Origin of the sequence: Pandoraea morbifera (genome assembly GCF_902459575.1) — a bacterium.
In the GTDB taxonomy this organism is placed as follows: domain Bacteria; phylum Pseudomonadota; class Gammaproteobacteria; order Burkholderiales; family Burkholderiaceae; genus Pandoraea; species Pandoraea morbifera.
The window spans coordinates 21,976-38,719 of sequence record NZ_CABPSD010000012.1; the positions used below are offsets into that span (position 1 = coordinate 21,976).

Sequence of the window (16,744 nt, forward strand, 5' to 3'; positions counted from 1 at the left end):
ACTGCACGCACCCGCCCTGGCGGATGCGCCATGTTTGTATTCCGGTCACTGCCGGCCCCGCGCGTCGCCCGCTGGCGTGACGGCCAGGGCAAGGTCGGCAGGTGGGTGCCCGGAAAGGGATATTTGCCTAAAAATCGGCAGAAAACCCCTGATTATAAAGGAAGCCGATGGCGACCGTGGGGATGGCGCCCGAAGCGGCCAGACAACGCTCGTAGCCCCGGTAACGGCAACATCGGCAATGGGCGCGCCGCGGGCCACATCATTGGCGGCCGTGGATGGCAGTCCGGACGCGCACCATAAAAAAAGCGCCGTCGTGAGACGGCGCTTCTTGTCGGGACCGCTACCCGGCCCGACGCATCAACTCGAGAGCAGATGGTCGACGCCGTACACCAGCGCAAGGCTGGCGAGCCCCGTCGGCAAGTTAGTGAACGCCAACGTCGCACCACGCCGGCTCGCGTGGCGGCGCAGGGCCAGCAGCACGGCGAGCGCCGACGAGTCGAAGTGCTTGAGCCCCGCGCAATCGATCTGGGTTTCGCCAGCGTCGATGCGATCGATGGCCTGCGCGAGGACGTCGCCGGCGGTGTCGTGAGTGAGATCGGTCTGCAACGCGAGCATGCGCTTACTTGCCGCCTGCGAGTTGCTGGTTGCGCTCGGTCAGGAACTTGATCAGACCGTCGATACCCGACGCGTTGACCTTTTCCGCGAACTGGTTGCGATACGTCTGCACCAGCCATGCGCCCAGCACGTTCAGGTCATACAGCTTCCACTCGCCGCTGGCCGTCTTGTAGAGACGGTAGTCGAGTTCGATGGGCTGACCGTTGTTCACCACGTCCGTGTACACGACCACGTCGGTATCGCCCGGCTGGGCGCGGAACGGCTTGTAGTTGACCTGCTGGTCGCGGATCTGGGCGATGGCGCCGGCGTACGTGCGCAACAGCAATTGCTTGAACTGCTCGGTGAGTTGCTGGCGCTGTTGCGGCGTCGCGTCGCGCCATGCCTTGCCGGTGGCCAGTTGCGTGGTGCGCGTGAAGTCGGCGTGCGGCATGATCTTCTGCTCGACCAGGCGCGTGATGCTGTTCAGATCGCCCTTCTGGATATTCGGATCGCTTTTGGCGGCGGTCATCACTTCGGTGACCGTCTGCTTGACCAGCGCATCCGGAGCTTGCGCCTGTGCCATCGCCGAACCCGCGGCGGTATACGTCATGAATGCCATGACGGGAATGAGCCAGAACTTCTTCATTGTGGACTTCCTCTTTCGAGTGACGAGTGTTGCGGGTTTGGATACCCGCTTCGTGTGTTGAGTTCTCGAATCGCCCGCAGCGTCGTGTAACAAACTGTTGCCCGGCGGGGCGCTACGTTGCGCACACGATCGGCCAGGTTCGACGCCAAACGACACCGAACCGCGCCGAACGCGATGCGGTCGACGTCGATCAGCGACGGAACGGCAGACCGCCCGGCACCATCCTCCCCGGCACGGGCGAGCCTTGCGGGCTCTCCGGCTCGGCCTTCACGTCCGACGCCGGATTGGGTGCCGCGGCCGGCATCGGCTGAGCGCCGGCGCCCGCCGCCCCCGCCGCACTTGCCGCGCCCGGGACGGCGGCACCGGCACCGCCTTCCTCTTCGTCGTAGTTCGGCAGCGCGGCGTTGCCCGAGGCGCCGCCGTTGATCAGATATTTGCGACGCGCCAGATAGGCGTCGCGCGTGAACGAATACGGATCGAGCGCGGCCGCCTCGAGCAGGTTCGAGGCGTCGAGCAGGTTCGCGCGCGTGTTCACGAGACGCACGCCGTAGATGGTGTAGCTGACCCAGTCCGGCTTGATGTACGAGGTCGGGTCGATGAACATGTTGCCCGCCATGCCTGCCGTATCACGCACCGTGCTCGGCCCGAGCAGCGGCAGCACGAGGTACGGGCCCGCGGGCACGCCCCACTTGCCGAGCGTGACGCCGAAATCCTGACTGTGCTTGGGCAACCCGGCCGGCGAGGCGAAGTCGATCAGACCGCCCACGCCGAACACCGTGTTGATCGTCAGACGCATCAGATCCTGCACGGCTGCCGTGACCTGCAACTGCAACAGGTTGTTGGCGAAGTTGTAGACGTCGCCGATGTTCGAGAAGAAGTTCGTGACCATGTCGCGGGCCGGTTCCGGCACCACGAAGCGGTAGCCCTTGGCCACCGGGGTCATGACGGTCTTGTCGAGCGTGTCGTTGAACGAGTACATCGAACGGTTGAAGCCTTCGATGGGATCGGCGGGGTTCGGATTCGTGACAGTGGCGCAACCTGCCAGCGCCATGGCGCCGGCGGCCAGCACGGCCGAAGTTCGGAAGCTGGTCATTTCTCTTATTTTCCTTGGGTTACCGGTGCTGCAGCCGCGGGGGCGGCCGGTGCCGAAGCGGCCGATGGGCCGCCCGCCTGGGCGCCACCGGCGTCCGCCGCCTTGTTGTACAGGAACTGACCGATCAGGTTTTCCAGCACGATCGCGGATTGCGTGAGCGTGATCGTATCACCGCTCTTGAGCATCTGATCGTCGCCGCCGGGCTCCAGCCCGATGTACTGCTCGCCGAGCAGACCCGATGTCAGGATCTTCGCCGACGAGTCCTTCGGGAACTGGTACTGCGACTCGATGTTGAGCGTCACGTCGGCCAGATAGCGTTTGTCGTCGAAACGGATCGACGCCACGCGGCCCACCACCACACCCGCGCTCTTGACCGGCGCGCGCGGCTTGAGCCCGCCGATATTGTCGAAGCGCACCGTGATCGGGTACGAACTCGAGAATGACAGCGAACTCATGTTGCCTGCCTTGAGCGCGAGGAACAGCAGCGCGGCGAAGCCGAGAACGACGAACAGGCCTACCCAGAAGTCGAGGGGGTGTTTTTTCATTGTGTTAGCTGAACATAAGGGCGGTGAGCAGAAAGTCGAGACCGAGCACGGCGAGCGATGCTTGCACCACCGTGCGCGTCGTCGCACGCGACACGCCTTCCGGCGTCGGCTTTGCTTCGAAACCCTGATATAGCGCGATGAACGTCACCGCGATACCGAAAACGATGCTCTTGATGACGCCGTTGGCGACATCGGACCACACGTCCACGCCGCCCTGCATCTGCGACCAGAACGCACCGGTGTCCACGCCGATCAACTTCACGCCGACGAGGTAGCCGCCGAACACGCCGACGGCCGAAAAGATCGCCGCGAGGATCGGCATGGCGATCACGCCCGCCCAGAAGCGCGGTGCCACCACGCGAGCGATCGGATCGATTGCCATCATCTCCATGGCGGTGAGTTGCTCGCCCGCTTTCATCAGGCCGATTTCAGCGGTGAGCGACGTGCCCGCGCGTCCCGCGAACAGCAACGCCGTGACTACCGGTCCTAGCTCACGCACCAGCGAGAGCGCGACGAGCAGGCCCAGCGCCTGCTCCGAACCGTACTTGTTGAGCGTGTAGTAGCCCTGGAGGCCGAGCACGAAGCCGACGAACAGGCCCGACACGGCGATGATGACGAACGAATAGTTGCCGACGAAATGAATCTGGTCGGTCACCAGGCGCGGCCGACGCAGCAGCGGACCGCTCGACGCCAGCATGCGCAGGAACATTCGGGCACCGTAGCCCAGCCGTTCGACGTGGCCGCGGACGAAACTGCCAATGGTGGTGATCATGCTCGCGCTCCGATACCGAAATCTTCCGCGAGCGGCGGCGCGGGATACTGGAACTTCACGGGGCCGTCCGGTTGCGCGTCGATGAACTGTCGCACCGTCGGGTCGTTCGAGGCACGCAGTGCGTCGGGCGTGCCCTCGGCGCCGATGCGGCCCTCGCTGATGAAATAGATGTAGTCGGCGATGGCGAACGTCTCCGAGACATCGTGCGACACGATGATCGAGGTGGCCCCCAACGCGTCGTTGAGCTTGCGAATCAGGTTCGCGGTGATGCCCATCGAAATCGGATCGAGCCCGGTGAACGGCTCGTCGTACATGACGAGATCCGGGTCCAGCGCAATCGTCCGCGCCAGCGCAACGCGGCGCGCCATGCCGCCCGAAATCTGGGCCGGCTTCATGTCGCGCGCGCCGCGCAGGCCCACCGCATTGAGCTTCATGAGCACGAGGTCGCGAATCAGGGCTTCGTCGAGCTTCGTATGTTCGCGCAGCGGGAAGGCCACGTTCTCGAACACCGTCATGTCGGTAAAGAGTGCGCCGAACTGAAACAGCATGCCCATGCGCCGGCGCAGCCGGTACCAGCCGTCGCGATCGAGCGTGGACACGTCGGTGCCGTCGAAGTCGATGGCGCCGCGGCTCGCATGCACGAGGCCGCCGATCAGGCGCAGCACCGTCGTTTTCCCGCAGCCGGAGCCCCCCATCACGCCGATGACCTTGCCGCGGGCAAACCGCATATTCAGCCCGGAAAGCACCAGACGCTCGCCATAACCGAAGCTGACGTCGCGCAATTCGAGCAGATTTTCCGGATTCGGGGTAGGCACGTTTCGAGTCTTATAGTGCGGTGCAAAACGCCAATTATAGGGGCGAATGCCATTCGATGCCGTTCAAGGGCGGGCCACCGAAACGATGCCCGGCGCTGTCCCGCGGCATTTTACAGGGCCTTCGTGTCCGCGCCCGATCGGGTGGCGCCAATCGCAACGGGGAAAAACGTAACCGTGCCAACGACTTACCTTGCGCCGCCGGGTGCAGGTGTTGCGCCGTTGCTACAATAACCCCGTTTTGCGCAATGCACTTTTGTCTCGATGCCCTCCCAACTGCCCACATCTTTCCAAGCCCTTGCCCCCAGCACGTTCCAGATTCGTCCGATGCGACCGGCCGACATGGCGCAGGTGCTGGCCGTGCAAGCCCAGGCGTATGCGGACGCGATGCACGAGTCGGAGGCGACGTTGGCATCACGGCTGGCGCTCTCGCCCACGACCTGCTGGGTTGCCGTGGACCATGCGCCGGACGGCGAGACGTCGGGCGGTGGGCGCGAGCGAGTGGCCGGCTACCTGTTCACGCACCCGTGGTGCATGGCGGCGCCTGCGCCGCTCGACACCGTTCTCGACGCGCTGCCCGACGCGCCCGACTGCTGGTACGTCCATGACATGGCCCTGGCGCCCCGCACACGCGGCGCGGGCGTGGCCCGCCAGCTATACGCCGCAGCCCTCGCGGTCGCGCAGACGCTGGGCCTGCGGTCGTCGGCGCTGGTGGCGGTGCAACAGTCGCAAACCTTCTGGGCGCGCTTCGGCTATGTCGCGACTTCGGACGTCTCGTCGTCGATCGCCGCCAAACTGGCCGGGTACGGCGATGGCGCCGTGTTCATGACACGCCCCCTTCCGCACTGAGGGATTCGCCCCCTTGGCACCTTTAGCACTCGTCCGACCGTCTGAGCCCCCTGAAGTCCCCGAGCACGCGTGAGTCAGACGCGTCGGGCGAACTCGGCCTGCATTTCCATGACGGCCGCCGCCACATCCGCGGCTTGCGTCACGGCGCGCACCACCGCAGTGGACCCCACCCCCGTGTCGAGCACCTGAGCGAGATTCGTGGCGTCGATGCCACCGATGGCGACAAGCGGGTAATGCGGCGCGATCAGTTTCACGTAGCGGGCCAGTTTCGCGAGCCCCTGGGGCGCCGTCGCGATCACCTTCGTCGTGGTGGGAAATACGGCACCCACGGCGAGATAGCTCGGCTGGAAATGATGCGCCGCGAGGATCTCGTAATAGCCATGCGTGCTGATGCCCAGCCGCATGCCGCTGGCGTGCAGTTCCGCCACTTCGCCGGCCGACAGCGCCGCCATGTCCTCCTGGCCGAGATGCACCCCGTACGCCTGCGCGCGGGCGGCTTCGCGCCAATGGTCGTTGATGAACCACGCGCTGTCTTGCGTCACCCGTCGGGCAGCGGCGACCGTACGCTCGATCTCCGAGCGCAACGCGGGGTGCGCCGGATCCTTGATGCGCAATTGCACGGTGCCCACCTGAAGATCGGCCATGCGCTCGCACCATTCGGCGTCTGGCAACACGGGATATAGCCCCAGTCGCCTCGGGCAGGCCGGGAAGCGGCCCGCCGACGGCACCTGCCCGAGGACTTCCGGGAACGTCTCGAGACGGGTCGGCCACGCGCCCAGCGTGCCGGCATCCTCCGCACGGGCGTGGCTGCCGTCGGTACGCCAGGCACGCGCGAGCACGAGCGCGTCCTGCGGCATGAAACCACAGTCGAGAAACGCCGCAAACGCCGGGAAGAAGGCCGGATCATCCACGCCGGCCACCCGATAGATCGTATCGGACGTATACAAAGTATCCTCGACACGACCTGCGGCCGACGCCCGTGAGTCGAGCACCACGGCGCCCGCCGCGCGCCAGGCATCCCGTTGCATCAGCGCCGCCGTGCCCGGCGTTTGCGCCGACGACATCGGCCACCAGATCACATCGCCCTTGCCCGCACTTGCCGGCGTTTGCGCATGCAGGCGCCAGCGGGGCGCCGAGGCGTCGTCGGGCCATGGCGCGAGCCGCGCGCGAATTTGCGCGGCGGCCTGCTGCCAGGCCATGGCTAGCGGCGCATCGTCGGGCAGGCATCGCACGTTCGAGAGGTGCAAGTCGTGCGAAGGTGCGGCGGCGCCGGGGTGCGTCGTCATGGAAATTCCTTGAATGTCGATCGATGCGCGCCGATGGCGGTGAGGCGCGCGGATGCTCAGGCGCCCGTCTGATGCCAGAACGGCACGCCCACGACCGGCGTGCTGGCCTGCGCACTCTCGCGCTCGGCCATCGGTCCGGCGAGCCACGCGGCGCGGCCTGCCCGGATCGCGGCGGCGAACGCGCCGGCCATCTCCACGGGCTGCGCAGCCAGCGCCACGGCCGTGTTGAGCAATACGCCGTCGAAGCCCCACTCCATCACCTGGCATGCGTGCGACGGCAGGCCGAGGCCGGCGTCGACGATGAGCGGCGTGTCCGGCAAGCGGTCGCGCAGCAGGCGCAGGCCGTACGGATTGATCACGCCCTTGCCCGTGCCGATCGGCGCGCCCCAAGGCATGAGCGCCTGACAGCCCACGTCGAGCAAACGGCGGCAGAGCACCAGATCCTCAGTGCAGTAGGGCAGCACCTTGAAGCCGTCGCGAATCAGTTGCTCGGCGGCCGTCACCAGACCGAACGGATCGGGCTGGAGCGTGTAGTCGTCGCCGATGAGTTCGAGCTTGATCCAGTCGGTCTCGAAGACCTCGCGCGCCATTTGCGCCGTCGTCACCGCTTCCTGTACCGAATGGCAGCCGGCGGTGTTGGGCAGCACCGGCACCGCGAGGCGGCGCAGCGTCTCCCAGAAATGCCCTTCCGACGCCTGCGCGCCCGTGCCCGACAACTGGCGACGCAATGCCACCGTGACCATGCCCGGCCGCGCGGCGTCGATCGAGTCGTTGAGCGCCTGCAGCGACGGATAACGGGCCGTGCCCAGCAGGAAACGGCTGCCGAAACGGGTGTCGTAGAGCGTGAGCGCGTCGCGCGCGCTGCCGGCGGCCACGCTGGCGGATTCGGTGAATGCGTTCATGTCAGCCTCCGGCGACCGGTTGCACAACGTCGATCTTGTCACCCTGCGCGAGCGCGCGCGCGGCGTACTGGGTCTTGGGCACGAATTGGCCGTTGATGGCCGCCGCAAACGGCGGCTTCGCGCCATAGGCGGCCAGCGCCTCGGCCAGCGTCGCGGTCTCGGCCACGCTCAGTGTCTGTTGATTGATATGGATATCCATCTCGTACGGCTCCCTCTCATGCCTGGCGGAACAGGTCCGGCCACGGCCGGCTGGCTCGCCACGTCTCCCAGTCGAACGCCTGCCCCGACGGCGCGCCCGTTGTCTGCATCAATGCCTGCGCCAACGCGCACGCTTCTCCCGTCACCGCCGGAGCGATCAGGTAGCCGTGACGATAAAGACCGTTCACGCGCATCACCCGGGCGCCATCCCACTGCACGCGAGGCAGGTGGTCCGGCAGCGCCGGGCGGCAGTTCACATTCAGTTCCACGATGCGCGCCTCGCCGAATGCCGGATTCAGCGAATGCGCCGCCGACAGCAGTTCGAGCGCCGAGCGCACGGTCATCGGCGACATATCCTCCGATTCCAGCTCGGTCGCGCCAATCACGTACAGATCGTTTTCCTTCGGCGCGATATAGATCGGGTAGCGCGGGTGCAGCAGGCGTACCGGCCGCCGCAGCCCGATGCCCGGCGCGTGAATGCGCGCCACTTCACCGCGAACGCCGCGCAGTTGCGTCAACGCCGTGCGCGCACCGAGCCCACGGCAATCGATGACGAGCCCTGCCTGCGGATACGCGCCTTCGGCGATCTCGGTATGCCAGTGCAGTTCCGCGCCGGCCTTCGCCAGGCCGGCCGCCAGCGCACGCAGCAATTGACGGTTGTCGAGCTGCCCTTCGTTGGGCAACAGCCATCCCTCGTGAAAGCGACCGGCCAGCGCCGGCTCGACCTCACCCAACTGCGGCCCGGCCAACCGCTCCACCCCGCCACGCAGCAAGGCCGGCGGTGCGTTCGCGCGCATGCGGCGGTCGAACATCACGGATTCGGCACGATCGGGCTGATGCCACACGACCAGTGTGCCGTTACGCTGGAAGAACACCGGCTCGGGCAGGCCGTCGATGAGCCCCGGCCAGCGCTCCAGGCCAACCGCCCCCATCTCGACGATGCTCGGCTCGGCCACGGCAGCTTCGGCCAGCGGGGCGAGCATGGCGGCGGCCACCCAACCCGCCGCGCTCGAACCCTCGGCGTCGCCGCGTTCGTACAGCGCGACGCGCGCGCCCGCCCGAATCAACTGCCAGGCGAGCAGGCGGCCGGACAGGCCGCCGCCCAGAACGGCGATGTCGGGATGCGAAATCGGGGCGCTCATACGCGCAATGCCGCGCAGGCCGTAACGGCGCGCAGGCACTCGGGAAGCCGCGAAGATGTGTGTGGAAGGTAACGCATGGGGTCCTTTCCTCATGAAAGCAAAAGGACGAAACGGTGTCTGGACACCTTACCCCACTGGAGGAGTCGGAAACTTCCCACGCCGGTATTACCCGGGTCGGGTGCAAAGGGTCTCTCTCAGCCCCGCGTTCCTTTGTGACGCATGGTTAACGCTGACCGTTAACCCCCGCGTCCGACACGGAGCACCCCTGTTTCGCCCGCAGCCATTACAACATAGATGCCGACGCCCGTGCAAGCTGGCCTCCCGGGCGATTGCACGCTCGTCGCGTCTCGTTTTTTGACGAATCCCCCAGGCCTTGTAACAACGCGTAAACTGAATTTCGATGTGACGCGCGTTTCGGGCCGCAAATCGTGCAACGCAGCATCCTGAACAACGGTCAAACGAACCGTTTTCCCCATAACAGGTTGCCTCCTCGCGGCAATGCCGCCCGACGATCATGGTCCACACGCCGATGTCCTCTGCGTCGCCCGACGTCCCGCCGCCGGACGATCCGGCCACGCCCGCCCCCATCCCGCCGAAACACCCGAGCGCCTGGCAACTCATCCGCCCCTACTGGGTGTCGGAAAAGCGCTGGGAAGGCCGCCGGCTCCTGGCGCTGGTGGTCGTGCTCAATCTGGCCGTGGTGTTCATCAACGTGCGGCTGAACGCATGGAACGCGAGCTTTTACGACGCGCTGGACAAGCGCAACTGGCCCGTCTTCAAGTCGTCGCTCGTCGAATTCGCGATCCTCGCCTTCAGCTTCATCATCATCGCGACCTTCCGCACCTACTTCCGCCAGATGCTCGAGATCCGCTGGCGGCAGTGGGTCACCGATGCCACGCTCACGAAGTGGTTCGCGCATCAGGCGTACTACCGGATCGAGCGCGATCACCTGACCGACAACCCCGATCAGCGCGTATCGGAAGACATTCGCACGCTGGTGAGTTCCTCGCTCGCGCTGTCGCTCGACCTGCTCACCACGCTCGTCTCGCTGTTTTCGTTCGTGACGATCCTCTGGACGATCTCGGGCGCGGTGTCATTCGCGCTGGGCGGCATGAACGTGACGATTCCCGGCTACATGGTGTGGGTCGCGGCACTGTATGCGCTCGTGGGCTCGTTCTTCATCTTCAAGGTCGGCCGCCCGCTGGTGGGCCTGAGCTATCGCCAGCAGCAGGTCGAAGCCGACTTTCGTTTCCTGCTGGTGCGTTTGCGCGAATCGGCCGAGCAGGTGGCGCTCTACCGCGGCGAGGGTGCCGAGCTGTCACGCCTGAAAGCGGCGTTCGGCGCCGTGCGCGACAACTGGTGGCAAATCATGGTCGTGACCAAGCGACTGATTTTCGCGAACTCGATCTATGCGCAGATCGCCATCGTGTTCCCGATCATGGCGGCCGCACCGCGCTACTTCGCGGGCGCCTTCACGCTCGGCGTGCTCATGCGCATCATCGACGCGTTCGGGCAGGTCAGCGACGGCTTCTCATGGTTCGTGAACAGCTTCTCGACGCTGGCGGACTGGAAGGCGACGATCAACCGTCTGCGCGAATTCATGCGCGTGATCGACGCCGCGCCACGCGCGGGGGGCATCGACGTGCAGACGGCCGACCAGGCGCCCGCCTTCGCGGCAACCGACCTCACGCTCACGCTGCCCAACGGCGCCCCGCTCGTGGACGCCGGGTCGTTCACCTTCGCGCCCGGCTCGCGCTGGCTCGTTCGCGGGCGCTCGGGTTGCGGCAAGAGCACCATGCTGCGCGCGCTCGCCGGCCTGTGGCCGTTCGGCAGCGGGCGCATCGAGGTGCCCGCGAGCGCCCGCGTACTCTTTCTCTCGCAGCAAAGCTACCTGCCGATCGACACCCTCAAGGCCGCCCTCGCCTTTCCTTCGGCGCCCGACGCCTTCACCGACGCCGAATGTCGCGCCGCGCTCGACGCCGTGAAGCTCGATCAGTACGGCGACGAACTCCTGAGCGTCGCGCACTGGGCGCGGCGGCTGTCCGGCGGCGAGCAGCAACGGCTCGCCGCGGCGCGCGCGCTGCTGCAAAAGCCCGACTACCTGTTCCTCGACGAGGCCACCAGCGCGCTCGACGTCCAGACGGAAGAAGCGGTGTACGAAGCGCTGCACGCCAGCCTGCCGGCCACGACCCTCGTGAGCGTGGCGCATCGCGATACGCTTGGACGCTTCCATCAGCACACCCTCACGCTACCCGCGACGGCGGACGTCGAAAGGTCACGGGTGGTCGGCGCGGCCTGATTCGTTCACTTCATAAATATTATTGACGCGCCTGTTCCGGCGAGCAGGGGGTTTGGCATAATCACGAGCACCTCTGGCTTGCTTCGGGCACATCGTGACTACCCCCGCTTTCCCGTCCGGCCCGCGCGCCGCGCGCACCATTGTCGTGACCGGCGCGGCATCGGGCATCGGCGCCGCCATCGCGCGCCGGCTTGCCTCACCGGATACCCGCCTGCTCCTGCATACCCGAGGCGCCTCCGACGCGAGTCAGGCGCGGCTGGCGGACGTTCGTCACGCCTGCGAGGGATTCGGCGCCCAGTGCGCCGTTTGGTTCGGCGACCTGACGGACCCGTCGGCAGGCGCGCGCCTGATCGACGCCGCGCATGACGCCTTCGGTCCGGTCGATCAGGTCGTGAGCAACGCCGGATTCGCCACGCGGCAAAGCCTCGCCGACATCGACGACGACGCTTTTGCCCGTACGCTCGCCGCCATGCCCGGCGCCTTCGCCGCGCTGCTGCGCAGCGCCCTGCCCGATCTGCAACGTTCGTCGCAGGCCAGCGTGGTCGCCGTCAGTTCGTTCGTCGCGCATCGGTTCGCGCCGAACCAGGCGGGCTTTCCAGCCACGGCGGCCGCCAAGGCCGCCATCGAAGCGCTCGCCAAAAGCGCCGCCGCCGAGTACGCACGCGCTGGCGTAACGGTCAACTGCGTGGCCCCCGGCTACACGCGCAAAGACGGCGGTCACTCGGCCATCGACCCCACCGCATGGCAGCGCGCGGCCGACGCCACACCGACCGCACGCCTGTGCGAGCCCGACGACGTCGCCGCACTGGCCGTCTTCCTGCTCGGCCCGCACGCGCGGCAGATCACCGGGCAGGTCATCCACGTCGACGGCGGCCTCACCCTCTGACGCTGACGGGCCGGCACGTCGATGCGCTGCGTCAAGGCGGGCATCGCACTAGCAGGGACGCGTTTTCGGGGAAGCCGGGGCCGACGCGCAAACGCATGCAAGGGCGAGGCGCCGACGAGCGCCACCGATTATCCGCACTCACGCTGCACACAAGCGACACACAAGCGGCACACATAACGACAGGCACAGGATCCACCGAGGAGTTTCCATGGCATTTTTTTCCTGGTTCAACGAACTCAACACGAAGGAACGCAAGGCCCTTTATGCGGGCTTTGGCGGCTACGCCGTCGACGCGTTCGACTTCATGATTTATTCGTTTCTGATTCCCACGCTCATTGCCGCCTGGGGCATGTCGAAGAGCGAGGCAGGGATGATCGCCACCAGCTCGCTGATCTCTTCGGCGGTCGGCGGGTGGCTGGCGGGCATTCTCGCCGACCGATTCGGTCGGGTGCGCGTGCTGCAGTGGACGATTGCCACGTTCTGCCTGTTCACCTTCCTCTCGGGCTTCACGAACTCGTTCTGGCAGTTGCTCGTCACGCGCACCTTGCAGGGCATCGGCTTCGGCGGCGAATGGACGGTGGTGACGATGATGATGGGCGAGATGATCCGATCGCCGCAGCATCGCGCAAAAGCGGTCGGCACGGTCCAGAGCAGTTGGTCCGTGGGCTGGGCCGCCGCCGCGCTGCTGTACTGGTTCTTCTTCGCGGTGCTCGACGAAGGCACGGCATGGCGCGCGTGTTTCTGGATTGGTATCGTGCCGGCGCTGTGGATCACCTACGTGCGTCGTAACGTGTCGGATCCCGAGATCTTCACCCAAACGCGCCGCAAGGTTGCCGACGGGCAACTGCAAAGCAACTTCATGCAGATATTCTCGCCCGAGCATCTGAAGACGACGATCCTCGGCAGCCTGCTGTGCTCCGGCATGCTCGGCGGCTACTACGCGATCACCACGTGGCTGCCGACTTACCTGAAGACGGTGCGCGGCCTGTCGGTATTCAACACCAGCGCCTATCTGATCGTGCTGATCGTCGGCTCGTTCGTGGGCTACATTGTCGGCGCGATTCTCTCGGACAAGCTCGGCCGGCGCGGCACCTTCATCTTCTTCGCCGTCGCGTCCTTCCTGCTGGGCATGGCCTACACCATGCTGCCGATCACCGACAGCGCCATGCTGCTGCTCGGCTTTCCGCTGGGCATCGTCGTGCAAGGCATCTTCGCGGGTATCGGCGCGTATCTGACCGAGCTCTACCCGAACCACATTCGGGGTTCGGGGCAGGGCTTCTGTTACAACCTGGGGCGCGGCATCGGGTCGTTCTTCCCCATTGCCGTGGGCACCCTCGCGCAGACGGGTTCGCTCGTGAAGGCGATCGGCATGGTGGCCGGCGGCGGCTATCTGCTCGTGGTGCTGTGCGCCCTGCTGCTGCCCGAGACACGCGGCAAGTCGCTCGCCACGCCTGACTTCACGCACTGATCGCGGCACGCCGCGGCTGAAGCGCCCGGCTTCAGCCCGCCACCGGAAGCGCGCCGGCATAGGGCGCTTCCGGCAACCCCTGCACCCCGCAACGCACGGCGAACACATGCCCGTCGTGCTCGTTGGCTCCCACGCCCGGCCGAATCGACGTGACAAACAGCGTGTCGAAATCGCGTCCACCGAACGCGCACATCGACGGCTTCGACACGGGCAACACGATTTCCCGATCCAGCACACCCGCCGGCGTGAAGCGCAGCAGGCGACTTCCGTCGTTGGCGCAGGTCCAGTAGGCGCCGTCGGCGTCGACCGCGGCGCCGTCCGGCCGCCCCGGGTAGTCGTTCATGTCGACAAACAGACGCTGCGCGCCGATGGCGCCGCGCTCGGCATCGAAGTCGAACGCCCATACGCGCCGACGCGCCGGATGCGAGTCGCTCAGGTACATCGTGCGACTGTCGGGCGAGAAGCCGAGGCCGTTCTGCGTGACCAGACGGTCGACCAGCGGCGCGGACAGCCGTCCCTCGGCGTCATAGCGGAAGAGCGCGCCAACGTCGCTCACGAGCGACATGTCCTGCACCATCGTGCCCGCCCAGAAGCGCCCCTGCCGGTCGCATCGGCCATCGTTGAAGCGCATGCCCGGCGCCGGAAACGCCGGCGCCGCGAGTCGTTGCCATTGCGATTCGGTCACGGTGTCCTGCCCCCCCAGTCGCACGGCGAACAGTCCGCTCTCGCAACCCGCCAGCAGCGTGCCGGCGGCGTCGAACGTGAAGCAGGCGATCTGCTCGGGGAACGTCCATTGGCGGTGATTGCCGTCGGCCGGGGTAACGCGATGCAACTGTCGCGCCGGGATGTCGACCCAGTACAGGGCCTGTTCGTCGGCCCGCCACAGCGGGCTCTCGCCGACGGCATGGGGCGTTGCACGCGACGGCTCGAGCCGCTCGATCGATACGCTCATGCCTTGGGCTCCATCGGCCCCATCAGCACGAACGGGCCACCCTGAAAGCGCTGCGCCCAGTCGTCCATCTGCGTGTCGGGCGCCTTCGCCGGGAACAGTCCGGCGAACTCGGCCGAGCTGTCCTGAGGACGATAGCCAAGAAAAGCCGCCTTCGTGTTGTCGACCCAGAGTGTCGGGTTGTCCGATACACCGTAGACGATGGCGTGCCCCACGCGATTCGTGAACAGCGAGCATCGCACGAGCTCGGCGAAATCGCGATAGCTAAGATACGTCACCATCATGCGCGGGTTCTTCGGTTGTTCGAATGACGAACCGATGCGCAGGCAGACCGTCTCTAGGCCGAAGCGATCGTAGTAGTAGCGCGACAGGTCTTCGCCGAAGCACTTGGACAGACCGTACATGCCGTCGGGTCGATGCGGGACGTCGGTGTCGAGCACTTGCGTCACGGGATGGAAGCCCACCGCGTGGTTCGAGCTTGCGTAGATGATGCGCTTCACGCCCCGCTTCTGCGCCGCGCTGTAGACGTTGTAGAGGCCGAGAATGTTGGCTTGCAGAATATCGTCGAACGGCGCCTCGACCGAAATGCCGCCCAGATGCACCAGGGCATCGACGTCCGCGAGCAACGCATGCACTGCCGCACGATCGGCGAGATCGACCTGCATCGCCTCTTCGTGAGGCGCGTCCGCCGTGATCGGCACGATGTCGCTCACGCGCACGATGTCCGCCCACTCGGCGAGCTTGCCGCGCAGTTGTTTGCCCAGATTGCCCGCGGCGCCGGTCAGCAGCAGGCGACGAAACGGCTTGGAGGGGTTGCCGGAAGTCTGGCTCATATCATTCCTTGTTCATCGGTAATTCGACCGCGAGCATGCACGAATTCGAGAATTCGCGAACTCGCGGCTCAGGCGTTTGCCGCGCGCGCGGCATCGACACTGCCGGTGCGCGCCCGCGTTACCGGCGTTGCGGTGCCGGTGATGTGCGGCTTGACGAGAGTCCACAGGATCACGGCGCCAATCAGGTCGCCAAGCCCCAGGGCCACAAAGAACGGGGCGTAGCCCACGGCGGTCACGAACGTGCCGATCACCAGCGTGAACAGCAGGTTGCCGATGCCCGCGGACAACCCCGCGAGACCGGTGACCGTGGCGACCTCGTTGCGCGGGAACAGATCCGCCGACATCGAGATCACGCTGATCGAGAGCGTCTGGTGCGCGAATCCGCCCAGGCACAGCAGGAAGATCGCCATCATCGGGTCCTTGACGAAACCCACGCCGCACATCGCCGTCATGATGATCGCACCGATCGTGAACACCACGCGCTTGCCGTTGAAGATGGTCATCCGGAAGTGCTTGTTCAGCCACACCGATATCGTGCCGCCCATCAGGCAGCCGAAATCCGCCGCCACGAATGGCAGCCACGCCGTGGCCGCGATCGTCTTCAGATCGAAGCCGCGCGCCTGGTTGAGGTACAACGGCATCCAGAATACGATCGTGCCCCACACCGGATCGGCGAAAAAGCGCGGCAGCGCGATCCCCCAGAAGTTGCGCTGGCGCACGATGGTGAGCAGGTCGGGCTTGCGTGCATCGGCCGCCGCGTCGACGGCGCGGCCTTCGTTGATGTAGTCGGACTCGGCTTGCGTGAGCGCGGGATGATCGGTCGGGTGACGATAGAAGGCGTACCACAGGACACCCCACACAAGCCCGAGCCCACCCGCGATCACGAACGCCGTCTCCCAGTTGTAACGCATGATCGACCACGCGATCAGCGGCGGCGCGAGGATCGCCCCGACCGACGTGCCGATGTTGAAGATTCCGGCCGCGAGCGCGCGCTCTTTCGTCGGAAACCAGAACGCCGCCGCACGCATGCCCGCCGGAATGAACGACGCTTCAGCGAGCCCGAGCAACCCGCGCAGCACGAACAGGCCGACCCAGCCGTCGGCCAGCCCATGCAGCATGCACACGACCGACCACATGACCCCGCACAGCAGGAAGCCAAGACGAAGCCCGATGCGGTCCATCAGATAACCGGTGACGGGTGCGCCGATCGGATACAGAACGAGGAAGGCGCCGGTGATCCACCCATATTGCTGGGTGGTAATGTGGAGGTCCTTCATTACCGTGGGGGCGGCAACGGCAAGCGAGCTGCGCGCGAGGTAGTTCATGACCGTGCCGAGCGTGAGCAAGCCGATCATCCACCAGCGCAGGCCTTTGATCCTGAGGGCCATGATGTTGTCTCTCTCCATGAGTCTTCTGTTGCGAGTGCATGGCTCGCATGGAGAGGCATCCTACGTGAGACGATGTACGATG

Annotated in this window: 17 protein-coding genes and 1 riboswitch; of the genes, 4 read left to right on the forward strand and 13 right to left on the reverse strand. The window is 66.0% G+C overall.

The genetic code is table 11. The features are described from left to right. Positions 1–357 precede the first annotated feature (357 nt). From PMO31116_RS18285 to PMO31116_RS18310, 6 genes are all read right to left on the reverse strand, one after another. Positions 358–615, reverse strand: coding sequence for an STAS domain-containing protein (locus PMO31116_RS18285; protein ID WP_150567966.1), 258 nt, complete (start codon positions 613–615; stop codon positions 358–360). A 4-nt stretch (positions 616–619) separates the two neighbouring features. Then, positions 620–1,240, reverse strand: a complete 621-nt coding sequence (locus tag PMO31116_RS18290) for an MlaC/ttg2D family ABC transporter substrate-binding protein (RefSeq protein WP_150567967.1) — start codon at positions 1,238–1,240, stop codon at positions 620–622. 190 nt (positions 1,241–1,430) lie between these two features. Beyond that, complete coding sequence (locus PMO31116_RS18295) at positions 1,431–2,333, reverse strand: MlaA family lipoprotein (RefSeq protein ID WP_150567968.1); 903 nt, start codon at positions 2,331–2,333, stop codon at positions 1,431–1,433. 5 nt (positions 2,334–2,338) lie between these two features. Beyond that, positions 2,339–2,878, reverse strand: a complete 540-nt coding sequence (gene mlaD / locus PMO31116_RS18300) for an outer membrane lipid asymmetry maintenance protein MlaD (protein ID WP_150567969.1) — start codon at positions 2,876–2,878, stop codon at positions 2,339–2,341. Positions 2,879–2,882: 4 nt separating this feature from the next. Beyond that, positions 2,883–3,650 carry a lipid asymmetry maintenance ABC transporter permease subunit MlaE gene (gene mlaE / locus PMO31116_RS18305; RefSeq protein WP_023593876.1) on the reverse strand — a complete coding sequence of 256 codons (768 nt, stop codon included), beginning with the start codon at positions 3,648–3,650 and terminating at the stop codon, positions 2,883–2,885. Next, positions 3,647–4,465: an ABC transporter ATP-binding protein gene (locus tag PMO31116_RS18310; RefSeq protein ID WP_150567970.1), complete on the reverse strand. Its 819-nt coding sequence runs from the start codon at positions 4,463–4,465 to the stop codon at positions 3,647–3,649. Before PMO31116_RS18310 ends, mlaE begins: the two co-directional genes overlap by 4 nt. Positions 4,466–4,726: 261 nt before the next feature. On the opposite strand from PMO31116_RS18310, the gene PMO31116_RS18315 reads away from it, so the two are divergent. Beyond that, positions 4,727–5,311 (forward strand): GNAT family N-acetyltransferase, encoded by a 585-nt coding sequence (locus tag PMO31116_RS18315; RefSeq protein WP_246185368.1) that lies wholly within the window; start codon positions 4,727–4,729, stop codon positions 5,309–5,311. 74 nt (positions 5,312–5,385) lie between these two features. Here the strand turns inward: PMO31116_RS18315 and PMO31116_RS18320 are convergent, their stop codons facing one another. From PMO31116_RS18320 to PMO31116_RS18335, 4 genes are read right to left on the reverse strand one after another with little or no spacing between them, the layout of a single operon-like run. Then, the gene (locus PMO31116_RS18320; RefSeq protein WP_246185369.1) at positions 5,386–6,597 is read right to left on the reverse strand and encodes a thiamine phosphate synthase; all 1,212 of its coding nucleotides are present in this window, start codon (positions 6,595–6,597) and stop codon (positions 5,386–5,388) included. Between the two features lie 56 nt (positions 6,598–6,653). Continuing rightward, positions 6,654–7,499, reverse strand: coding sequence for a thiazole synthase (locus PMO31116_RS18325; RefSeq protein WP_425494810.1), 846 nt, complete (start codon positions 7,497–7,499; stop codon positions 6,654–6,656). Position 7,500: 1 nt separating this feature from the next. After that, entirely contained in the window at positions 7,501–7,698 is a 198-nt protein-coding gene (gene thiS, locus PMO31116_RS18330; protein WP_069342332.1) for a sulfur carrier protein ThiS, read from the reverse strand. 16 nt (positions 7,699–7,714) lie between these two features. Further along, on the reverse strand, positions 7,715–8,839 hold the full coding sequence (locus PMO31116_RS18335) for an FAD-dependent oxidoreductase (protein WP_150567971.1): 1,125 nt from the start codon (positions 8,837–8,839) through the stop codon (positions 7,715–7,717). Between the two features lie 134 nt (positions 8,840–8,973). Beyond that, positions 8,974–9,116, reverse strand: a riboswitch (TPP riboswitch). Positions 9,117–9,368: 252 nt separating this feature from the next. Between PMO31116_RS18335 and PMO31116_RS18340 the strand changes: the two genes are divergently transcribed. From PMO31116_RS18340 to PMO31116_RS18350, 3 genes are all read left to right on the forward strand, one after another. Next, positions 9,369–11,138 (forward strand): ABC transporter ATP-binding protein/permease, encoded by a 1,770-nt coding sequence (locus PMO31116_RS18340; protein ID WP_246185370.1) that lies wholly within the window; start codon positions 9,369–9,371, stop codon positions 11,136–11,138. A gap of 94 nt (positions 11,139–11,232) precedes the next feature. Next, positions 11,233–12,024, forward strand: coding sequence for an SDR family NAD(P)-dependent oxidoreductase (locus PMO31116_RS18345; RefSeq protein ID WP_150567973.1), 792 nt, complete (start codon positions 11,233–11,235; stop codon positions 12,022–12,024). A gap of 208 nt (positions 12,025–12,232) precedes the next feature. Continuing rightward, complete coding sequence (locus PMO31116_RS18350) at positions 12,233–13,492, forward strand: MFS transporter (protein ID WP_150567974.1); 1,260 nt, start codon at positions 12,233–12,235, stop codon at positions 13,490–13,492. 31 nt (positions 13,493–13,523) lie between these two features. On the opposite strand, the gene PMO31116_RS18355 is transcribed toward PMO31116_RS18350, so the two are convergent. From PMO31116_RS18355 to PMO31116_RS18365, 3 genes are all read right to left on the reverse strand, one after another. Further along, positions 13,524–14,444 carry an SMP-30/gluconolactonase/LRE family protein gene (locus PMO31116_RS18355; RefSeq protein WP_150567975.1) on the reverse strand — a complete coding sequence of 307 codons (921 nt, stop codon included), beginning with the start codon at positions 14,442–14,444 and terminating at the stop codon, positions 13,524–13,526. After that, positions 14,441–15,274, reverse strand: coding sequence for an NAD-dependent epimerase/dehydratase family protein (locus PMO31116_RS18360; protein WP_150567976.1), 834 nt, complete (start codon positions 15,272–15,274; stop codon positions 14,441–14,443). Before PMO31116_RS18360 ends, PMO31116_RS18355 begins: the two co-directional genes overlap by 4 nt. A gap of 68 nt (positions 15,275–15,342) precedes the next feature. Continuing rightward, positions 15,343–16,662, reverse strand: coding sequence for an MFS transporter (locus tag PMO31116_RS18365; protein ID WP_150567977.1), 1,320 nt, complete (start codon positions 16,660–16,662; stop codon positions 15,343–15,345). Positions 16,663–16,744: the final 82 nt, after the last annotated feature.